The sequence below is a fragment of the Nocardioides sp. GY 10127 genome, assembly GCF_004919085.1.
GTDB lineage: Bacteria > Actinomycetota > Actinomycetes > Propionibacteriales > Nocardioidaceae > Nocardioides.
In genome coordinates, this window is the sequence record NZ_STGL01000003.1 from 460,356 (window position 1) to 478,341 (window position 17,986).

Annotated in this window: 15 protein-coding genes; 4 read left to right on the forward strand and 11 right to left on the reverse strand. The window is 74.1% G+C overall.

Translation table 11 applies throughout. The features are described from left to right. Positions 1-73: 73 nt before the first annotated feature. Positions 74-535, forward strand: coding sequence for a MaoC family dehydratase (locus E8D37_RS05780; protein WP_168929635.1), 462 nt, complete (start codon positions 74-76; stop codon positions 533-535). An 18-nt stretch (positions 536-553) separates the two neighbouring features. Here E8D37_RS05780 and E8D37_RS05785 read toward each other — a convergent pair whose 3' ends face one another. The 11 genes from E8D37_RS05785 to E8D37_RS05835 form a co-directional block, all read right to left on the reverse strand. Next, the gene (locus E8D37_RS05785; protein WP_136568795.1) at positions 554-1,834 is read right to left on the reverse strand and encodes a thymidine phosphorylase; all 1,281 of its coding nucleotides are present in this window, start codon (positions 1,832-1,834) and stop codon (positions 554-556) included. A gap of 84 nt (positions 1,835-1,918) precedes the next feature. Continuing rightward, complete coding sequence (locus E8D37_RS05790) at positions 1,919-3,097, reverse strand: cytochrome P450 (protein WP_136568796.1); 1,179 nt, start codon at positions 3,095-3,097, stop codon at positions 1,919-1,921. Further along, entirely contained in the window at positions 3,060-3,455 is a 396-nt protein-coding gene (locus E8D37_RS05795; RefSeq protein WP_206055586.1) for a cytidine deaminase, read from the reverse strand. The genes E8D37_RS05790 and E8D37_RS05795 overlap by 38 nt, the downstream gene beginning before the upstream one ends. Beyond that, positions 3,455-4,723 (reverse strand): ABC transporter permease, encoded by a 1,269-nt coding sequence (locus tag E8D37_RS20055; RefSeq protein WP_136568797.1) that lies wholly within the window; start codon positions 4,721-4,723, stop codon positions 3,455-3,457. Before E8D37_RS20055 ends, E8D37_RS05795 begins: the two co-directional genes overlap by 1 nt. Continuing rightward, complete coding sequence (locus E8D37_RS05805; protein WP_136568798.1) at positions 4,720-5,814, reverse strand: ABC transporter permease; 1,095 nt, start codon at positions 5,812-5,814, stop codon at positions 4,720-4,722. Before E8D37_RS05805 ends, E8D37_RS20055 begins: the two co-directional genes overlap by 4 nt. Beyond that, on the reverse strand, positions 5,811-7,334 hold the full coding sequence (locus tag E8D37_RS05810; protein WP_206055587.1) for an ABC transporter ATP-binding protein: 1,524 nt from the start codon (positions 7,332-7,334) through the stop codon (positions 5,811-5,813). Before E8D37_RS05810 ends, E8D37_RS05805 begins: the two co-directional genes overlap by 4 nt. Before the next feature lie 135 nt (positions 7,335-7,469). Continuing rightward, the gene (locus E8D37_RS05815) at positions 7,470-8,549 is read right to left on the reverse strand and encodes a BMP family ABC transporter substrate-binding protein (protein ID WP_136568799.1); all 1,080 of its coding nucleotides are present in this window, start codon (positions 8,547-8,549) and stop codon (positions 7,470-7,472) included. A 187-nt stretch (positions 8,550-8,736) separates the two neighbouring features. Beyond that, the gene (locus E8D37_RS05820; protein ID WP_136568800.1) at positions 8,737-9,960 is read right to left on the reverse strand and encodes an amidohydrolase; all 1,224 of its coding nucleotides are present in this window, start codon (positions 9,958-9,960) and stop codon (positions 8,737-8,739) included. Positions 9,961-9,973: 13 nt separating this feature from the next. After that, a complete protein-coding gene (gene meaB / locus E8D37_RS05825) occupies positions 9,974-11,026 on the reverse strand; it encodes a methylmalonyl Co-A mutase-associated GTPase MeaB (RefSeq protein ID WP_136568801.1) in 1,053 nt (350 codons plus the stop codon). A 13-nt stretch (positions 11,027-11,039) separates the two neighbouring features. Beyond that, a complete protein-coding gene (scpA, locus tag E8D37_RS05830; protein WP_136568802.1) occupies positions 11,040-13,211 on the reverse strand; it encodes a methylmalonyl-CoA mutase in 2,172 nt (723 codons plus the stop codon). Next, entirely contained in the window at positions 13,208-14,980 is a 1,773-nt protein-coding gene (locus tag E8D37_RS05835; RefSeq protein ID WP_136568803.1) for a methylmalonyl-CoA mutase family protein, read from the reverse strand. Before E8D37_RS05835 ends, scpA begins: the two co-directional genes overlap by 4 nt. 267 nt (positions 14,981-15,247) lie before the next feature. Here E8D37_RS05835 and E8D37_RS05840 point away from each other — a divergent pair, with 267 nt between their 5' ends. The 3 genes from E8D37_RS05840 to E8D37_RS05850 are packed head-to-tail and all read left to right on the forward strand — an operon-like array spanning position 15,248 to position 17,930. Beyond that, positions 15,248-15,553: a FeoA family protein gene (locus tag E8D37_RS05840; RefSeq protein ID WP_168929636.1), complete on the forward strand. Its 306-nt coding sequence runs from the start codon at positions 15,248-15,250 to the stop codon at positions 15,551-15,553. Between the two features lie 8 nt (positions 15,554-15,561). Then, positions 15,562-17,634, forward strand: coding sequence for a ferrous iron transport protein B (gene feoB, locus E8D37_RS05845; RefSeq protein WP_240770214.1), 2,073 nt, complete (start codon positions 15,562-15,564; stop codon positions 17,632-17,634). Then, on the forward strand, positions 17,631-17,930 hold the full coding sequence (locus E8D37_RS05850; RefSeq protein WP_136568805.1) for a FeoC-like transcriptional regulator: 300 nt from the start codon (positions 17,631-17,633) through the stop codon (positions 17,928-17,930). The genes feoB and E8D37_RS05850 overlap by 4 nt, the downstream gene beginning before the upstream one ends. The last annotated feature ends 56 nt before the right edge of the window (positions 17,931-17,986 follow it).

Here is a 17,986-nt window from a genome sequence, read left to right on the forward strand (position 1 = left end):
GCTCCCCCACACGCGCGGGCCGCCGCGACGACCTGTCACCGACCCGCGCACTCCTCCCGGGAGGGACCTCACCGTGATCGTGTTCAGCAGCCTCGAGGACGTCATCGCCACCGCCGGCACCGACCTGGGCGTCTCCGCCTGGCTCGAGGTGGACCAGGCGCGGGTGGACGCCTTCGCCGACGCCACCGGCGACCACCAGTGGATCCACGTCGACCCCGAGCGCGCGGCCGCCTCCACGTTCGGCGGCACCATCGCCCACGGCTTCCTCACGCTCTCGCTGCTGCCGCGGCTCGGGGCGGACGTGTTCCGCTTCGACACCGGCGGCGCCGTCCTCAACTACGGCCTGGACAAGGTGCGGTTCCCCGCCCCCCTGCCGGTCGGCCGCCGGGTGCGCAGCCACGTGCGGCTCGACGCCGCCGAGGAGACCGGCGCGGGCGTGCGGGCGCGGCTGGTCCACACCGTGGAGATCGAGGACCACCCCCGCCCCGCGTGCGTCGCCGAGACGCTGGTGCTGCTGGTGGCCCAGCCGTCCTGAGCCCCGCCGGGGCCTGCCTCAGGCGATCCGGTCGATGACGAGCGGGCCGGGCGTGACGACGGTCCCCGGGGCGGCGATCTCCCAGCCGCCGTCGAGCGAGGCCAGGGCCCGCTCGAAGCGCTCCGGGGTGTCGGTGAGCAGCGTGAACAGCGGTTGCCCGGCCGTCACGACGTCCCCGGGTCGGGCGTGCCAGCGGACGCCGGCCCCGGCCTGCACGGGGTCCTCCTGCCGGGCGCGGCCGGCGCCGAGGCGCCACGCGGCCAGGCCCACGCTCATCGCGTCGAGGCGGGAGAGGACGCCGTCCGTCGGCGCCGTGACCACGTGCGACTCGGCCGCGACCGGTAGCGGGGCGTCCGGGTCGCCGCCCTGCGCGGAGATCATCCGGCGCCAGGCGTCCATGGCGGAGCCGTCGGCGAGCTTCTCGGCGGGGTCGACGTCGGTGACCCCGGCGCCGGCGAGCATCTCCCGGGCCAGGGCGAGGGTCAGCTCCACCACGTCCGCGGGGCCGCCGCCGGCGAGGACCTCGACCGACTCCTCGACCTCGATGGCGTTGCCGGCGGTGAGGCCCAGCGGCACGGACATGTCGGTGAGCAGCGCGGTGGTGCGCACGCCAGCGTCGGTGCCGAGCTCGACCATCGTCCTCGCCAGCTCGCGGGCCTTCTCCAGGTCCTTCATGAAGGCGCCGGAGCCGACCTTCACGTCGAGGACGAGGGTGCCGGTGCCCTCGGCGATCTTCTTGCTCATGATCGAGGAGGCGATGAGCGGGATGGCCTCGACGGTGCCGGTGACGTCGCGCAGCGCGTAGAGCTTCTTGTCGGCCGGGGCGAGGCCGGAGCCGGCGGCGCACACGACCGCACCGACGTCCTCGAGCTGGGCGAGCATGGCCGCGTTGGAGAGCCCCGCGCGCCAGCCGGCGACCGACTCCAGCTTGTCCAGGGTGCCGCCGGTGTGGCCGAGGCCGCGCCCGGACAGCTGCGGCACGGCCACGCCGCAGGCGGCGACCAGCGGCGCGAGCGGGAGGGTGATCTTGTCGCCGACCCCGCCGGTGGAGTGCTTGTCGGCGGTGGGCCGGGAGAGCGCGGAGAAGTCCATCCGCTCCCCCGAGGCGATCATCGCGGCCGTCCAGCGCGCGATCTCGCGGCGGTCCATCCCGTTGAGGAGGATCGCCATGGCCAGGGCCGACATCTGCTCGTGGGCGACCTCGCCGCGCGTGTAGGCGTCGATGACCCAGTCGATCTGGCTGTCGGAGAGTGCGGCGCCGTCGCGCTTGGCGACGATCACCTCCACCGCGTCGTGCACGTCAGTTCCTCGCAGAAGGTGGGGCGGGATCGGGGTTGGTCGTGGGGTGGGCGTGGGGTGGGCGTGGCCCGGTTCTGGGGAGCCTCACGCCCGCACCCGCAGGGACGTGTGCCCCCGCAGGACGAAGGTGCCACGGGGCACGGGGTCGCCGTCGAGGCGCAGCGTCTCGTGGCGGCTGAGCAGGGCGCCGAGCGACTCCGCGAGCTCCATCCGGGCCAGCGGCGCCCCCAGGCAGAAGTGGACGCCGACACCGAACGCGAGGTGCGGGTTGACGGCCCTGTCCAGCCGCATCTCGTCCGGCTCCTCGAAGACGGCCGGGTCGCGGTTGGCCGCCCCCAGCAGCGCGCAGATCTTCTGGCCGGGCTCGACGACCACCGCGGCGTCCCCCGTGCCCACCTCGACGGGCTCGGTGGCGGTGCGCTCGAAGAGCTGGAGCGCGGAGTCGAACCGGAGCATCTCCTCGACGGCCGGCGCGAGCTCGGCCGCGTCGGTCGAGGTGGGGCGCAGCCCGCGGGCGAGCATGGCCGCGAGGCCGTTGCCGAAGACGTTGACGGACGCCTCGTGCCCGGCGTTGAGGAGCAGCACGATGGCCGCGACGACCTCGTCGTCGGTGAGCTCGGTGGCCACCAGGTCGCTGATCAGGTCGTCGGCGGGCAGCCGCCGGCGCGTGGCCGCCAGGTCGCGGGCCAGCGCGGCGAAGTCGGTGGCCGCGCGGACGGCCTCGTCCACGACCTGCTCGCTCGGGGAGACCTCGTACATCCGGACGATCGCCTGCGACCAGTGGCGCAGGTCGGCGGCGTGCGAGGCCGGGACGCCGAGCAGCTCGGCGATGACGAGCACCGGCAGCGGCTCGGCGTACTCGGCGATCACGTCGAAGCCCGCCGGGTCGACGGCGTCCAGGAGCTCGGCGGCGAGCTCGCGCACGCGCGGGCGCAGCCGCTCCACGTGCCCGCGGGCGAACGCGGAGGCCACCGGACGCCGCAGCCGGGTGTGCGCCGGCGGCTCGTTCTCCATCATCTGGTTGCGGTGCAGCAGGTTGAACGGCTCGAGCCGGTCCGCGGGCTGCTTGTCCTGCCAGATCCGGCCGAGCCGGCGGTCCCGCTGGACCTGCCCCACGGTGGCGTGCGCGAACGTCAGCCAGGAGCCGGACGCCTCGTGCCAGGCCACCGGGTGCAGGGCCCGCTCCGCCGCGAAGACGGGGTAGGGGTCGGCGACGAAGGCCGGGTCAGCGAGGTCGATCGAGGTCGTCGGGGCCGAAGGCATCGGGCAGCACCTCCTCCATGGTCCGGACGCCGGAGGCGGTGAGCAGCTCCAGGGCCGCGCCGCCGTTCTCCCACAGCAGCTGGCGGCAGCGGCCGCACGGCATGATCAGCCGCCCGTCCCCGCCGACGCAGACGAAGTGGGTGAGCCGACCGCCGCCGGAGCGGTGCAGCTCGCTGACCAGCCCGCACTCCGCGCAGAGCGCCACCCCGTAGGCGGCGTTCTCGACGTTGCAGCCGGAGACCAGGCGCCCGTCGTCGACGCGGGCGGCCGCGCCCACGGTGAAGCCCGAGTAGGGGGCGTAGGCGTGCCCCATGGCCTCCCGCGCGAGCGCGGTGAGGCCGTCCCAGTCGACGTCCACTAGCCGACGCTGCCCTTGCGGTAGACGAGGCCGTCGGCCGCGGGCGGCCGGAGCCGCTGCGAGGCGAGGCTGAGGACCAGCAGGGTCGCCAGGTACGGGGTGAGGCCGGTGAACTCGCGCGGCACCGTGTCGGTGAGCAGGTACCAGAGCAGGAAGGCGAGGCCGAAGACCCCGAAGAGGCCGGCGCCGACCCACTGCTTGCGCCAGCCGCGCAGCGCGGCCATCGCCAGCAGGCCCAGGGCGACCAGCAGGAGCAGCGCGTGCACCGCCTCGGGGCTGCGCAGCCGGAGAGCGTCGGTGTAGCCGAACATCGCCGAGGCGCCGACGGTGCCCCAGGGCGTCCAGTTGCCGAAGATCATCGCCGCGAGGCCGATGTAGCCGCGTCCGCCGGACTGGTTCGTGACGAAGCCGCTCGCCGAGACCAGCGCCAGGAAGGCGCCGCCCAGGCCCGCGAACGCGCCGCTGACCAGCACGGCGACATACTTGTAGAGGTAGACGTTGACGCCGAGCGACTCGGCCGCCGACGGGCTCTCGCCGCAGGCGCGCAGCCGCAGGCCGAACGGCGTGCGCCACAGCACCCACGAGGTGAGCAGCACGAGCAGCACGATGAGGATCGTGAAGACGGACAGCTTGGTGGAGAGGGCGGCGAGGAAGCCCGCGACGTCCGAGACGAGGAACCAGCCCTGGTCGTTGAGCCAGACCATGGCGTCCGAGAACCCCGGGACCGTCACGTAGGGCAGCGGGTCGAGGCCGGTGAGCTGGCGGGGTCCGCCGTACTGCAGGTCGGAGAAGAACGCCTCCGCCATGAACGTGGTCGCGCCCAGGCCGATGATGTTGATCGCGACGCCGGAGACGACGTGGTCGACGCCGAAGGTGACCGTGGCGACCGCGTGCAGCAGCCCGCCGATGGCGCCGAGCAGGGCCGCCCCCAGGAGCCCGTGCCAGGGCCCGTACCAGTAGGTGAAGTAGGCCGCGCCCCAGGTGCCGAGCAGCATCTGGCCCTCGAGGCCGATGTTGACGACGCCGGCGCGCTCGGACCACAGACCGCCGAGGCCGGCGAGCAGGATCGGGCAGGCCGCGAGGATGGCCGCGCGCAGCGTCGCCTCGGAGGTGATGTCGTCGGTGCCGCTGACGATCCGCACGAGCGAGACCACCGCGAGCACGCCCAGGACGAGCAGCCAGCCCTTGGTGCGGGCCCGGGCGTAGCGCTGGGCGAGCGGCGACGGGCCGCCGGTCGGGGTCGTCGTGGACGGTGCGGGGGCGCTCACGCCGCCACCTCCTGGTTGACGGGCGCGGTGGCCCGGGCCACGGCACGCTGCTCGACACGGCTGCGGGAGCGTCGCACGAGCTCGTAGGCCACGACGACCGCGAGCACCGCGACGCCCTGGGTGATCTGGACGACGCTGGAGGAGATGTCGGTCTGGAGCGTCAGCGAGTTCGACTGCGCCGAGAGGAAGGCGAACAGCAGGGCGCCGAACACCATGCCCAGCGGCTGGTTGCGGCCCAGCAGCGCCACGGCGATGCCGGTGAACCCGAGGCCGGCCTGGAACGTCGTCCCGTAGACGTGCGCGGAGCCGAAGTAGGCCGGCATCCAGATGAGGCCGGCGACGCCGCCGGAGAGCAGCATCGCGACGAGGGTCATCCGCTCCACGCTCACGCCCGAGGCGACGGCCGCGGTCGTGGAGGCGCCGGTGGCGCGCAGGTCGAAGCCGAGGCGGGTGCGCGAGAGGAGCACCCAGAAGCCGACGCCGACGAGGACGGCCAGCAGGTCCAGCGACCAGATCGCGCCGTCGGCCGAGGTGAAGGGCGTCCAGCCGGGCACCCAGGAGGACTCGGGCGCCGTCGCGGTGTTCACCTGGTTGCCGCCGTGCACGCCGTACTTGTCGAGGAAGTAGCTGACGACGATGCCCGCGATCGCGTTGAGCATGATCGTCGAGATGACCTCGCTGACGCCGCGGTAGGTCTTCAGCAGGCCGGCGATACCGGCCCAGGCCGCGCCGACCGCGATCGCGATGACGAGGCCGAGCACGATGTTGACGAACCCGGGCAGCAGAGCGGCACCGACGAAGGTCGCGGCGGCGTAGGAGGCCACCAGGTACTGGCCCTCGACGCCGATGTTGAACAGGTTCATCCGGAAGCCGATCGCCACGGCGACCGCCGAGAGGTAGATCATCGACGACTGGTTGACGATGTTGACCAGGATGCGGTCCTGCGGGACCGCCAGCATGATCGACCAGAAGCTCCCGACGCCCGAGTCGCTGCCCGAGGCGATGATGACGACGCTGGTCGCCACGACGGCGATCGCCACGGCGATCACCGGCGCGAGCAGCCCGAAGAACAGGCTCCTGAGGGCGTTCACTGGTCTCCTCCGGTCATGGCGGCGCCGAGGTCGCGGGGCGTGACCTCGGAGGGGTCGAACTCGCCGACCAGGCGTCCGCGCAGGATGACGTCGATGCGGTCCGAGAGGCCGATGAGCTCGTCGAGGTCGGCCGAGATGAGCAGGACGGCGAGGCCGGCCGCCCGGGCGGCGCTGAGGTGCCCCCAGATCGCCGCCTGCGCGCCGACGTCCACGCCGCGGGTCGGGTGGGCGGCGATGAGCAGCACGGGCTCGCCGCGCAGCTCCCGGCCGATGATCAGCTTCTGCTGGTTGCCGCCGGACAGCGCGCGGGCGGCGGTGTCGATGCCGGGCGTCCGGACGTCGAACTCCTCGACGATGGCGCGGGTGTCGGAACGCGCGCCCTCGCGGTCGATCCAGGGGCCGCGCGAGTTCGGCCGCTCCCCCTGGTGGCCCAGGATGCGGTTCTCCCACAGCGGGGAGTCCAGGAGCAGGCCGTGGCGGTGGCGGTCCTCGGGGATGTAGCCGATGCCGGACTCGCGGCGCTCGCGCGTCGTCCAGCCGGTGATGTCCTCGGTGCCCAGGACGATCCGGCCGGCCGTGGCCTTGCGCATGCCCATGATGGTCTCGACGAGCTCGGCCTGGCCGTTGCCCTCGACGCCGGCGAGGCCGAGGACCTCGCCGCGGTGGATGGTCAGGTCGATGCCGGACAGGACGGCGCGGCCGTCCTCCTCCAGCCCGAGGCCCTCGAGGCGCAGCTGGACCACGTCGGTGACGGTGGACTCCCCCGTGCCCGGGGACGGCAGCTCCGAGCCGACCATGAGCTCGGCGAGCTCACGCTTGGTGGTCTCGGCGGGCACCGCGGTGCCGACCGTGGTGCCGCGCCGCATGATCGTGATGTCGTCGGCGATCGCGAGGACCTCGTCGAGCTTGTGCGAGATGAAGAGCAGCGAGTGGCCGTGCGCGCGCAGGTCGGAGAGGTTGCGGAAGAGCGCCTCGACCTCCTGCGGGACCAGCACCGCGGTGGGCTCGTCGAGGATGATCACCTTCGCGCCCCGGTAGAGGACCTTGAGGATCTCCAGGCGCTGGCGGTCGGCGACGCCCAGCTTCTCGACGAGGACGTCGGGGCGCAGGCCGAAGCCGTAGCGCTCCGAGATCGCCTCGAACTCGCGGCGGGCGGCGCCGCGGATGCCGTGCAGCTTCTCGGCGCCGAGGACGACGTTCTCCAGCGCGGTCAGGTTGTCGGCCAGCATGAAGTGCTGGAACACCATCCCGATGCCCACGGAGATCGCGTCCGACGGGCTCGAGAACCGGCGGGCCTCGCCGCCGATCTCGATCGTGCCGTCGTCCGGCTTCTGGACCCCGTAGAGGATCTTCATCAGCGTCGACTTGCCGGCGCCGTTCTCGCCGACGAGGGCGTGCACGGTGCCGGGGCGGATCAGCACGTCGACGTCGTGGTTGGCCACGACGCCCGGGAACCGCTTGCCGATGCCGGAGAGCCGCACCTCGGGCGCGGCCTCGGCGACGGTCTGCTGCGGGCTCAACGGACCTCCTGCGGGACGGGACCGGCCGGGAGGGCCGGGAAGGGACGGGCACGGCGAACGGGCCCGGGGAGCCGTGGCTCCCCGGGCCCGCACGCTACTTCAGCGCGGAGGGGCGGTCACGCGACCGCCCTCTCGTCACGGGGCGGTGGGCACCGTGATGTCGCCGGACTTGATCTTCGACGCGTACTCGTCGATCTGGTCCGAGACGTCGTCGAGGAACCCACCGGAGGTGGAGTAGCCGACGCCGTCGTTGGTCAGGTCGTAGGTCACGTAGCTGGTGTCGGGCGTGCCCTCGTTGACGGACTTGATGAAGTCGTAGGAGGCCACGTCGACGCGCTTGAGCGCCGAGGTGAGGATGTGCGGCTGCTGCGTGGAGGTCGCGGTGAGGTACTGGTCGGAGTCGACACCGATCGCCCACATGCCGTCGCCGGCCTCGACCGCGGCGTCGAAGACGCCCGAGCCCGAGGCGCCGGCGGCGTGGTAGACCACGTCGGCACCCTTGTCGAACTCACCGGCGGCGGCGGTCTTACCACCGGCCGGGTCGGAGAAGCCCGAGAGGTCGCTCTCCTCGATGTAGGCCACGTCGACCTGGATGTCGGGGTTCACGGCGTGGACGCCGGCGGTGTACCCGGCCTCGAAGGCCTTGATCAGGTCGTTGTGGACGCCGCCCACGAAGCCGACCTCGTCGGTCTGGGTGGTCAGCGCGGCAGCGACGCCCACCAGGTAGGAGGACTCGTTCGCCGCGAAGGAGAAGTAGGCCACGTTGTCGTTGGCCTTCGAGTCGGGGTCGTAGCCGTCGACGACCGCGAAGTTCACGTCCGGGTAGTCCGGGGCGACCGCGTTCACCGAGTCGCTGTAGGCGAAGCCCACGCCGATGATGGCGGTGGCGCCGGCGTCGGCCATCTGGCGCAGGCGGTCCTCGCGGGCGGACTCCGCCTCGCCGTCCTCGGCCTCGCCCTCGACGCAGGAGCCGTCGAACTCCTCGACGGCCTTGGAGACGCCCGCGTAGGCGCTGTCGTTGAACGACTGGTCGCCACGGCCGCCGACGTCGTAGGCCAGGCCGATCATCGGCCCGTCCCCGTCAGCGGTCTTGCAGATGTCGTCGGACGCCGACGAGCTGGCGTCGGTGGCCGACGTGTCGGACTTCTTGCTGCACCCGGTCAGGGCGATGGCCGTCACCACGGCGACAGCGGCGATCTTGGTCGTGCGACGCACGATCCCTCCTCGAAGGACATACTGCGGCGCATCTGGTCCCGCGCGCAGACTGTGCGTCACCTTAGTGGCCACCACAGGACGGTCTCCGCCAGCAGGGCGATGGTTGCGCAGTTGTTACCAACGAGTGATGCGTGGACCGTCGAGCCTCCGGGAACGTCCGGAGTCCCCTGTCGGCCGGAGGGTCGCCTCAGCCGCCGAGCGAGGCCAGGCCGGCCACCGCCGCGCCCGCGAGCATCCGGGCGCCGACGGTGATGGCGCCCTCGTCCACGTGCAGGTCGCCCTGGTGGAGGTCGTAGACCCGCCCCCCGGGCGCGCGGGTGCCGAGGCGGAACATCGCGCCCGGCACGCGGTCGGTGTACCAGCCGAAGTCCTCGCCGCCGAGGCTCTGGCTCGCCTTGTCGGCATGGCCAGGGCCGAGCAGTGCGGTGGCGGCCGCGACAAGCGCCGCGTGGGCGGCGGGGTCGTTGACCACCGGCGGCACACCGCGGTGGTACTCCAGGTGGGCGGTCACGCCGTAGGGCCGGACGATCTCCGGGACGAGCCGGCGGACGAAGTCCTCGCACTCCGCCCAGGCGTCCCGGTCGAGCACGCGGACCGTGCCGGCCAGGAGCCCGTCGCGCGGGATCACGTTGGGTGCGGCGCCGGCGCGCAGGACGCCCCACACGACCGAGACCCCGGCCCGGGGGTCGAGCCGGCGCGACAGGATCGCCGGTAGCTCGGTCGTGACCTTGGCGAGGGCGAAGGTGAGGTCGCCGGTGAGGTGGGGTCGGGACGTGTGGCCGCCGACCCCCTCGAGCCGGATCTCGACCATGTCGGCGGCGCTGGTGAGCGGGCCGGGCGTCAGCGCCACCCGCCCGACCTCGACCGCCGGGTCGCAGTGCAGGGCGAAGATCCGCTCGACCCGGTCGAGGTGGCCCTCCTCGACCATGGCCAGCGCACCGCCGGGCATGACCTCCTCGGCGGGCTGGAAGAGCAGCCGCACGCGTCCCGGCAGCAGCCCGGCCGCGTGCACCGCGGAGAGGGCCGCCGCGGCGCCCACGACGCTGGTCATGTGCACGTCGTGGCCGCAGGCGTGGGCGACACCGGGGACGGTGGAGGCGAAGGGCTCCGAGGAGACCTCCTGCACGGGCAACGCGTCCAGGTCGGTGCGCAGCGCGACCAGGGGCCCCTCCTCCCCCAGGTCGGCGACGAAGCCCGACCGGGGCAGCAGGCGGGTGCGCCAGCCCAGCGACCCGACGGCCGCGAGCAGCCGCTCGGTGGTCTGCTCCTCGGCCCAGGACAGCTCGGGGTGGGCGTGCAGCTCGCGGCGCAGCGCCACCAGGTCCCGCTCCCGCTCGGCCACGGTGCCGGCGACGAGGTCGGCGACGGCGGGCGTGAGGGCGGGCGGGGTCAGGGCGGGGGGAGTCGACATGGCGGCTGCCAGTCTAGGGCGCGGACGAGACCGGCCCGTCGGCCCCGCCGACGGCCGGACGGTCCCCGTCGAAGGCCTCCAGCAGCCGGTCCGCGGCGACCGTGGCGGGCAGGGTGCCGGCGAGCACGGCGGCCCGGACGTCGTCCCTGACCTCCCGGACGCCGGGCGAGAGCCGCAGCCGCTGGTCCAGCTCGTCCCGTACCAGCGCCCACGTGAAGTCGAGCTGCTGGGCCGCGCGCCGGGCGGCCAGGCCCTCGGTGCCCAGGTGGTCGCGGTGCGCGCCGACCCGGGACCACAGGTCCTCGACCCCGTCGCCGAGCAGGCCGGAGCAGGTGACGACCGGGGGCGCCCACTCGTCGTGGCCCCGCACCATCCGCAGCGCGCCGGCGAGGTCGCGGGCCGCCGCCCGGGCCTCGACCGCCCGGTCGCCGTCCGCCTTGTTGACGGCGATGACGTCCGCGATCTCGAGGATGCCCTTCTTGATGCCCTGGAGCTGGTCCCCCGTGCGCGCCAGTGTGAGGAAGAGGAAGGTGTCGACCATCCCGGCGACGGTGACCTCGCTCTGCCCCACGCCGACGGTCTCGACGAGGACGACGTCGAAGCCCGCGGCCTCGAGCACCGTCATGGCCTGCACCGTGGCGCGGGCGACCCCGCCCAGCGTCCCGGCGGACGGCGAGGGCCGGATGAAGGCGCCCGGCTCCGACGCCAGGCGGCCCATCCGCGTCTTGTCACCGAGGACGGACCCGCCCGTGCGCACCGACGAGGGGTCGACGGCGAGGACGCCCACGCGGTGACCCTCCTCGACCAGGCGCACGCCCAGGCCCTCGATGAACGTGGACTTCCCGACGCCGGGGACGCCGGAGATGCCCACCCGGACGACGTCCGGGCCGGCGGCGAGGTCGGCGATGCCCGTGAGCAGCGCCCGGGCCATGGCCCGGTGCAGCGGACGGGTGGACTCCACCAGCGTGATGGCCTGGGCGACCTGGGCGCGCCGCCCCGCGCGGACGCCCTCGACGAGGGCGGCCACGCGGGCGGCGGAGCGGTCGTCGAGGGGCTGCCCCGACATCAACGGCCCGTCATCAGTGGCCGAGCTGCGCGCGCAGGTCCGCGAGCAGCCGGAGCGCGGACTCGGCGATCACCGTGCCCGGCAGGAACACCTCGGCGGCCCCCATCTCCTTGAGGGTGGGGACGTCGTCCGGCGGGATGACGCCGCCGATGACCACCATGATGTCCCCGCGTCCCTGCTCGGCCAGCGCTGCGCGCAGCGCCGGGAGCAGGGTGAGGTGACCGGCGGCGAGCGAGCTGACCCCGACGATGTGGACGTCGTTGTCGACCGCCTGCTGCGCGACCTCCTCGGGCGTGGAGAACAGCGGCCCGACGTCGACGTCGAAGCCCATGTCGGCGAACGCGGAGACGATCACCTTCTGGCCGCGGTCGTGACCGTCCTGGCCCATCTTGGCCACGAGGATGCGCGGCCGACGGCCCTCGGCCTCGGCGAACTCCTCGGTCTCGGCCAGGACCTGGGCGACGGCGGAGCCGCCCTCGCCCTCGGCGGCGGTGTCGCGGTACACGCCGGAGATCGTACGGATGACGGCCTGGTGGCGGCCGTAGACCTTCTCCAGCGCGTCGGAGATCTCCCCGACGGTGGCCTTGGCGCGCGCGGCCTCCACGGCCAGCCCGAGGAGGTTGCCCTCCAGGCCGGAGCCGGCGCCCTGCTCCGCGGCGTTGGTGAGCCGCTCCAGGGCGACCGAGACGGCCTCGGCGTCGCGCTCGGCGCGCAGGCGCTCGAGCTTGGCGATCTGGGCCCGGTAGACCTCGTCGTTGTCGACGCGCAGGACGTCGAGGTGGTCCTCGGCGGCCGGACGGTAGGTGTTGACGCCGATGACCTTCTGGGCCCCGGAGTCGATCCGCGCCTGGGTGCGGGCGGCCGCCTCCTCGATGCGCATCTTCGGGATGCCCTGCTCGATCGCGGAGGCCATGCCGCCGGCGGCCTCGGCCTCCATGATGTGCGCCCAGGCCTTCTCGGCGAGGTCGTGGGTGAGCTTCTCGACGTAGTACGAGCCGGCCCAGGGGTCGATCGTCCCGGTGGTGCCCGACTCCTGCTGGAGCAGCAGCTGGGTGTTGCGCGCGATGCGGGCCGAGAAGTCGGTCGGCAGCGCGATCGCCTCGTCGAGGGCGTTGGTGTGCAGCGACTGGGTGTGCCCCTGGGTCGCCGCCATCGCCTCGATGCACGTGCGGCCGACGTTGTTGAAGACGTCCTGCGCGGTGAGCGACCAGCCCGAGGTCTGGCTGTGCGTGCGCAGCGAGAGCGACTTGGGGTTCTTCGGGTCGAACTCGCGCACCAGCCGCGCCCACAGGGCCCGGGCGGCGCGCATCTTGGCGACCTCGGAGAAGAAGTTCATCCCGATGGCCCAGAAGAAGGACAGCCGCGGGGCGAACGCGTCGATGTCGAGGCCCGCCGCGAGGCCGGCGCGGATGTACTCCACGCCGTCCGCGAGCGTGTAGGCGAGCTCGAGGTCGTTGGTGGCCCCCGCCTCCTGCATGTGGTAGCCGGAGATGGAGATCGAGTTGAACCGCGGCATCCGGGCGGCCGTGAACGCGAAGATGTCGGAGATGATCCGCATGCTCGGGGCCGGCGGGTAGATGTAGGTGTTGCGGACCATGAACTCCTTGAGGATGTCGTTCTGGATGGTCCCGCTCAGCTGCTCCGGCCTCACCCCCTGCTCCTCGGCCGCCGCGATGTAGAGGGCGAGCACGGGCAGGACGGCGCCGTTCATCGTCATCGACACCGACATCTGGTCCAGCGGGATGCCCTCGAACAGCGTCCGCGCGTCGTAGATGGAGTCGATGGCCACCCCGGCCATGCCGACGTCGCCGCGCACGCGCGGGTGGTCGGAGTCGTACCCGCGGTGGGTCGCCAGGTCGAAGGCGACCGACAGGCCCTTCTGGCCGGCCGCGAGGTTGCGCCGGTAGAACGCGTTCGACTCCTCGGCGGTGGAGAAGCCGGCGTACTGCCGGATGGTCCACGGCTGGGTCGTGTACATGGTCGGGTAGGGCCCGCGCAGGAAGGGGCTCAGGCCCGGCAGCGTGTCGAGCGCGTCGAGCCCGTCCAGGTCGGAGGAGACGTAGAGCGGCTTGACGGGGATGCCCTCGGGGCTGGTCCACGGCTCGCCGTCGCCCCAGCCCATGTCCCACCGGGCGCCGCGGTGCTCCGACAGGGGCTTGCCCGCGAAGGAGGAGGGGACGGTCATGACAGGTCCTTTCCGGCGAGCGCGTCGCGCGTGCGGGTGAGGAAGGCCAGGGCGTCGACGCCCAGGGCGCAGGAGTCGTCGGCGAAGTCGGCGGGCTTGCCCGCGACCACGACGCGGGTGGCACCGGCGGCCCGCAGGGCGGCTGCGGCCTCCGCGCCCCACTCGGCGTAGGCCGGGTCGGTGCCGGCGAGGACGACGACCGGCTGACCGGCGTACGCGGCCACCAGGTCGTCGGGACCGGTGGTGGCGCCGGCGACGTCGACGCCGACCCCGCCGGCGGCCAGCAGGTTGGTGGCGAAGGTGGCCCGAGCCGTGTGCGCCGCGACCGTGCCCAGCGTGGCCAGGAAGGCGTGCCCGATCGCCGGCTCGTCGCGCAGCGCCTCGAACTCGCGGGCCCACCCGACGACGTCGGCGAAGGCGTCCGAGGGCTCGCGGACGAGCAGCCCCTCGGCGAGGTTGGGGAACTCCGAGACGCCCGTGACCGGGCGCTTGCGGGTGGCCACCAGGCGGTCGCGCTCTGCCACCGTCGCCGCGACCTTCTCGGCGAGGACGGCGGCGTTGGGCCCGTGCAGGGTGTCCAGCTCGCCCAGCACCTCCCACGCCGCGACCGCGAGGTCGTCGGTGAGTCGCTCGATCGCGTAGGAGCCGCCGGCCGGGTCGCTCACGCGGGCGACGTGCGACTCCTCGACCAGGAGGTGGGAGGTGTTCCGGGCGATCCGGCGGCCGAACGACTCCGAGCGGCCGAGCGGGGCGTCGAAGGGCAGCACCGTCACCGCGTCCGCCCCGCCGACGCCGGCGGCGAAGGCCGCGACGGTGGTGCGGAGCATGTTCGTGTGGGCGTCGTAGCGCGTCATCATCGGCCGGCTGGTGACGGCGTGGACGCGGGTGGGGCCCAGTGCTCCCCCGCCGCTGCTCAGCTCGAGCACCCGCGACCACAGGCGGCGCACCGCGCGCACCTTCGCGAGCGAGACGAGCTGCTCATCGGTCACCGCGACGCGGAGCTCGACCAGCCCGGCCGCTTCGGCCGGGGCGATGCCCGCGGCCTCGAGGACCCGCAGGACCCGCGCGCCGGCGGCCAGGACGTAGCCGAGCTCGGTGGCGTCGGAGGCACCGGCGTCGTGCACGCGGGTGCCGTCGACCACGACGCCGAGCACGTCCGCCTGCGCGGCGAGCCGGGCGCCGGCCACGAGGGCCTCGGGCGCGGCGTCCGCGGGGATGCCGAGGTTCGTGCCGGGGGCCGCCTGCGTCTCCCCCAGCAGGGCGAGGAAGGCGTCGGCCACCGCGAGCGGGGCCGCCGGGGCGTCCAGGACGACCGGGGCGAGGTCGAGCAGCACGCCGTCGAGCCGGGCGAGGAGCGCCTCGGCGAGGCCCTCGCCGGTCGCGGTCTCCTCGTCGAGCTGGAGCCAGAGCGAGGTGACCCCGCCGTCCAGGTCCTCCAGCGCCGCGTCGCGGGCGAGCGCCGGCGCCTGCGGCTCGATCAGCGCGCGGACGTCCCAGGCGCCGTGGCGCACCGGTCGACCCGACGTCCACAGGTCCTCGACGCCGGCGGCCGTGCCCAGCGGGGTCACGTCGATGCCGTCGAGGGTGCGGCGGGTCAGCTTCTGCCACACCGCGGAGTCGGGGTCGTCCTCGCCGAGCCGGCGGGCCTTGCGGAGCACGGCGGCGGCCGCCGACTCCCAGGCCTCGACGGGTCGGTCGTCGCCCGGGCCGGCGAGGGCGAGGGGGCCCTCGTCCGGTGCCTGCGTGGCGGGAACCTCGGGTTCGCTCATGCCTCGGACCCTAGGGCCGTCAAGTGGCGCCCGCCACAGGTTGTGACCTGCTCGACGCCTGCCGCGCAACACGAGGGAAACACGCCCCGCCGACCTCGCCGTTCGTCCCGCCCGGCGAGGACCGAAGGCCTCGCGCCCGCGCGCGCGAACAAGACGGTCGAGGGCCCGGCCCCACGCCTGTGAAGGCGACCAGGGACCTGAGTCCCTTCTGAGAAGTACGGACGGAGGCTAGGCAACCCTTAGGAAGGTGGGGCTAACCTGGATCCCGTGAGCATCGTGGCACCGCACCCGACCGCCGTCGTCCGCGCCCCCCAGGGGTCCGCGCGGGACGCGGCGACGCCGGCTCCCCTCGCCGGGTTCCGCCCGGGCAGCACCGTCCGCCTCGCCGGCATCGGCCTCGCCGGGGCCGCCCGGCGCCGCCTCGCCGAGCTCGGCATCCGCCAGGGCAGCGAGCTCCGGGTCGTCTCCCGCACCAGCGGCGGCGGACGTCTCGTCGCGCTCGACCACGCGGGGACGCGGCACGCCGCGCTCGACGCCGGCACCGCCGGTGCGCTGCTCGTGCACGCGCTCTGAGCCGCCCCGTGGCCACGCAGCACACCCCCGCTCCCCGCCCCGACGCCGCCGACCTCGACCCCGACGTCTCCGCGCTGACCGTCACGCCGACGGCCTCCTGCCACAGCGACACCGGCGGCCGTGCGGCCCCGGCGGGCTCCCCCGTCCTGGCCCTCGTCGGCGCGCCCAACTCCGGCAAGTCCACGCTCTTCAACGCCCTCACCGGCGGCCACCGGACGGTGGGCAACTGGCCGGGCACGACGGTCGAGGTCGGCCGCGCCGCCTGGGACCTGCCGGTCGGCGCCTGCGGCTGCGCGACCACGTGCACGCCCGGCTGCACCTGCGGCTGCCCCGGCGACGCCCCGCTCACCGCCGAGCTCCTGGACCTCCCCGGCGCCTACAGCCTCACCCCCGCCTCCCCCGACGAGGCGCTCACCCGCGAGCTGCTGGTCTCGGCGGACCCGCCCGACCTCACGGTCGTCGTGGTCAACGCCCTCGCGCCGGCCCGCGGCCTGCACCTGGTCGCCGAGCTCCGCGAGGAGGGCCGTCGCCTGCTCGTCGCGCTCACCATGATGGACGTGGCCGCACGCCGCGGCCTCTCGGTCGACCCCGCCGCGCTGGCCACCGGCATCGGCGCCCCCGTCGTCGCGCTGGACCCGCGCCGCCGCTCCGGCGGGGACCTGCTCGGCGAGGCCGCCCGCGCGGCCCTGTCCGCCGCCCCGCTGGCCGCACGCTCCTTCGGCGAGCTGCCCGAGGACCCCGACGAGCTCGACCTCGCCGACGAGCGCTTCGCGTGGGTGGAGGCCGCCTGCGCCGACGCTGTGACGCTGTCCTCCTCGGCCCGGCCACCGCTCGGCGAGCGCGTCGACCGCTGGCTCACCGCCCCCGTCGTCGGCCCCCTCTTCTTCCTCGGCGTCATGTGGCTGGTCTTCCAGGCCACCACGACCGTCGCGGTGCCCCTCCAGGACCTGCTCGACCGCCTGATCTCCGGCCCGGTGAGCTCGCTGGCGCACGGTGCCCTCTCCCTCGTGGGCCTCGGGGACACCTGGGTGAACGGGTTCGTGGTCGACGGGCTGATCGCCGGCGTCGGCACCGTCCTCACCTTCGCCCCGCTGATGGCGATCATGTTCGCCTGCCTCGCGCTGCTGGAGGACTCGGGCTACCTGGCCCGCGCCGCCGTCGTCACCGACCGGACGATGCGCCGGCTCGGCCTGCCCGGCAAGGCCTTCCTCCCGCTGGTCGTCGGCTTCGGCTGCAACGTCCCCGCCATCTCCGCCACCCGCATCCTCGGCGACGCCCGCCAGCGCATCCTCGTGACGCTGCTGGTGCCGTTCACCTCGTGCAGCGCCCGCCTCACCGTGTACGTGATGCTCGCGGCGACGTTCTTCCCCGCCCACGCCGGCACCGTCGTGTTCGGCCTCTACGTCCTCTCGATCGCGCTCGTCATCGGCGTCGGCCTCGTCATGCGCCGGACGCTGTGGCGCACCATGGGCTCCGAGCCGCTCGTGCTCGACCTGCCCGCCTACCAGCGCCCCACCCTCCGGCTCACCCTGTCCCTCACGTGGCTCCGGCTCCAGGGGTTCCTGCGCACCGCGGGCGGCATCATCGTCGTCACCGTCACGGTCGTGTGGCTGCTCCAGGCCCTGCCGACGGGCACCGGCCTGGGCGGGTTCGGCCAGATCGATCCGTCCGACAGCGTCTTCGCCGCCGTCTCCGGCTTCATCGCGCCGATCTTCGCCCCGCTGGGCTTCGCCGACTGGCACACCGTCGGCGCACTCGTGGTCGGCTTCGTCGCCAAGGAGGGCGTGCTCTCCTCGTGGGCCCAGACCTACGCGGCGGCCGACCCGACCGCCGGCGGCTCCTCGGCCGGCCTCTCGCACGACCTGGTCAACGCCTTCGCAGTCTCCTCCGGAGGCCACACCACCGCGGCAGTCCTCGCGTTCCTCGTCTTCCTCCTCGCCTACACGCCCTGCGTGGCGACCGTCGCCGCCCAGTACCGCGAGGTGGGGCTGCGCTGGACCGCCTTCGGCATGGCCGTCCAGCTCGGCGTCGCCTGGCTCCTCGGCCTGCTCGTCTTCACCGTGGGCAGCGTGATCGCGTGAGCGCCTCACCGCTGCGCGACGTCCTCGCCGCCGTCGAGGGCGGGACGACCTCCCGCGCCGGCATCGCCGCGACCACCGGTCTGCGACCCGACGCCGTGGACGCCGCGCTCGACCGGCTCGTCTCGCTGGGCCGCCTCGAGGCCCGCGAGCTCACCGCCGGGTGCCCGTCCAGCGGCTGCGGCTCCTGCGCCAGCGGGAACCCGGACGGCGGCGCCGGCTGTGGCAGCGCCGGCCCGTCCGCGGCCCGCCGCGGCCCGGTCCTCGTCGAGCTGCGCCTGCGTCGTCCGGCATCCTGACCTGGGCCTGACCTGGGCCTGACCTGGGCCTGACCTGGGCCTGACCTGGGCCTGAC

Coding starts and splice junctions, on each gene's coding strand:
- E8D37_RS05790 (WP_136568796.1), bottom strand. CDS start 3,097: ATGCCTTCGGCCCCGACGACCTCGATCGACCTCGCTGACCCGGCCTTC.
- E8D37_RS05820 (WP_136568800.1), bottom strand. CDS start 9,960: ATGTCGACTCCCCCCGCCCTGACCCCGCCCGCCCTCACGCCCGCCGTC.
- meaB (WP_136568801.1), bottom strand. CDS start 11,026: ATGTCGGGGCAGCCCCTCGACGACCGCTCCGCCGCCCGCGTGGCCGCC.
- scpA (WP_136568802.1), bottom strand. CDS start 13,211: ATGACCGTCCCCTCCTCCTTCGCGGGCAAGCCCCTGTCGGAGCACCGC.
- E8D37_RS05835 (WP_136568803.1), bottom strand. CDS start 14,980: ATGAGCGAACCCGAGGTTCCCGCCACGCAGGCACCGGACGAGGGCCCC.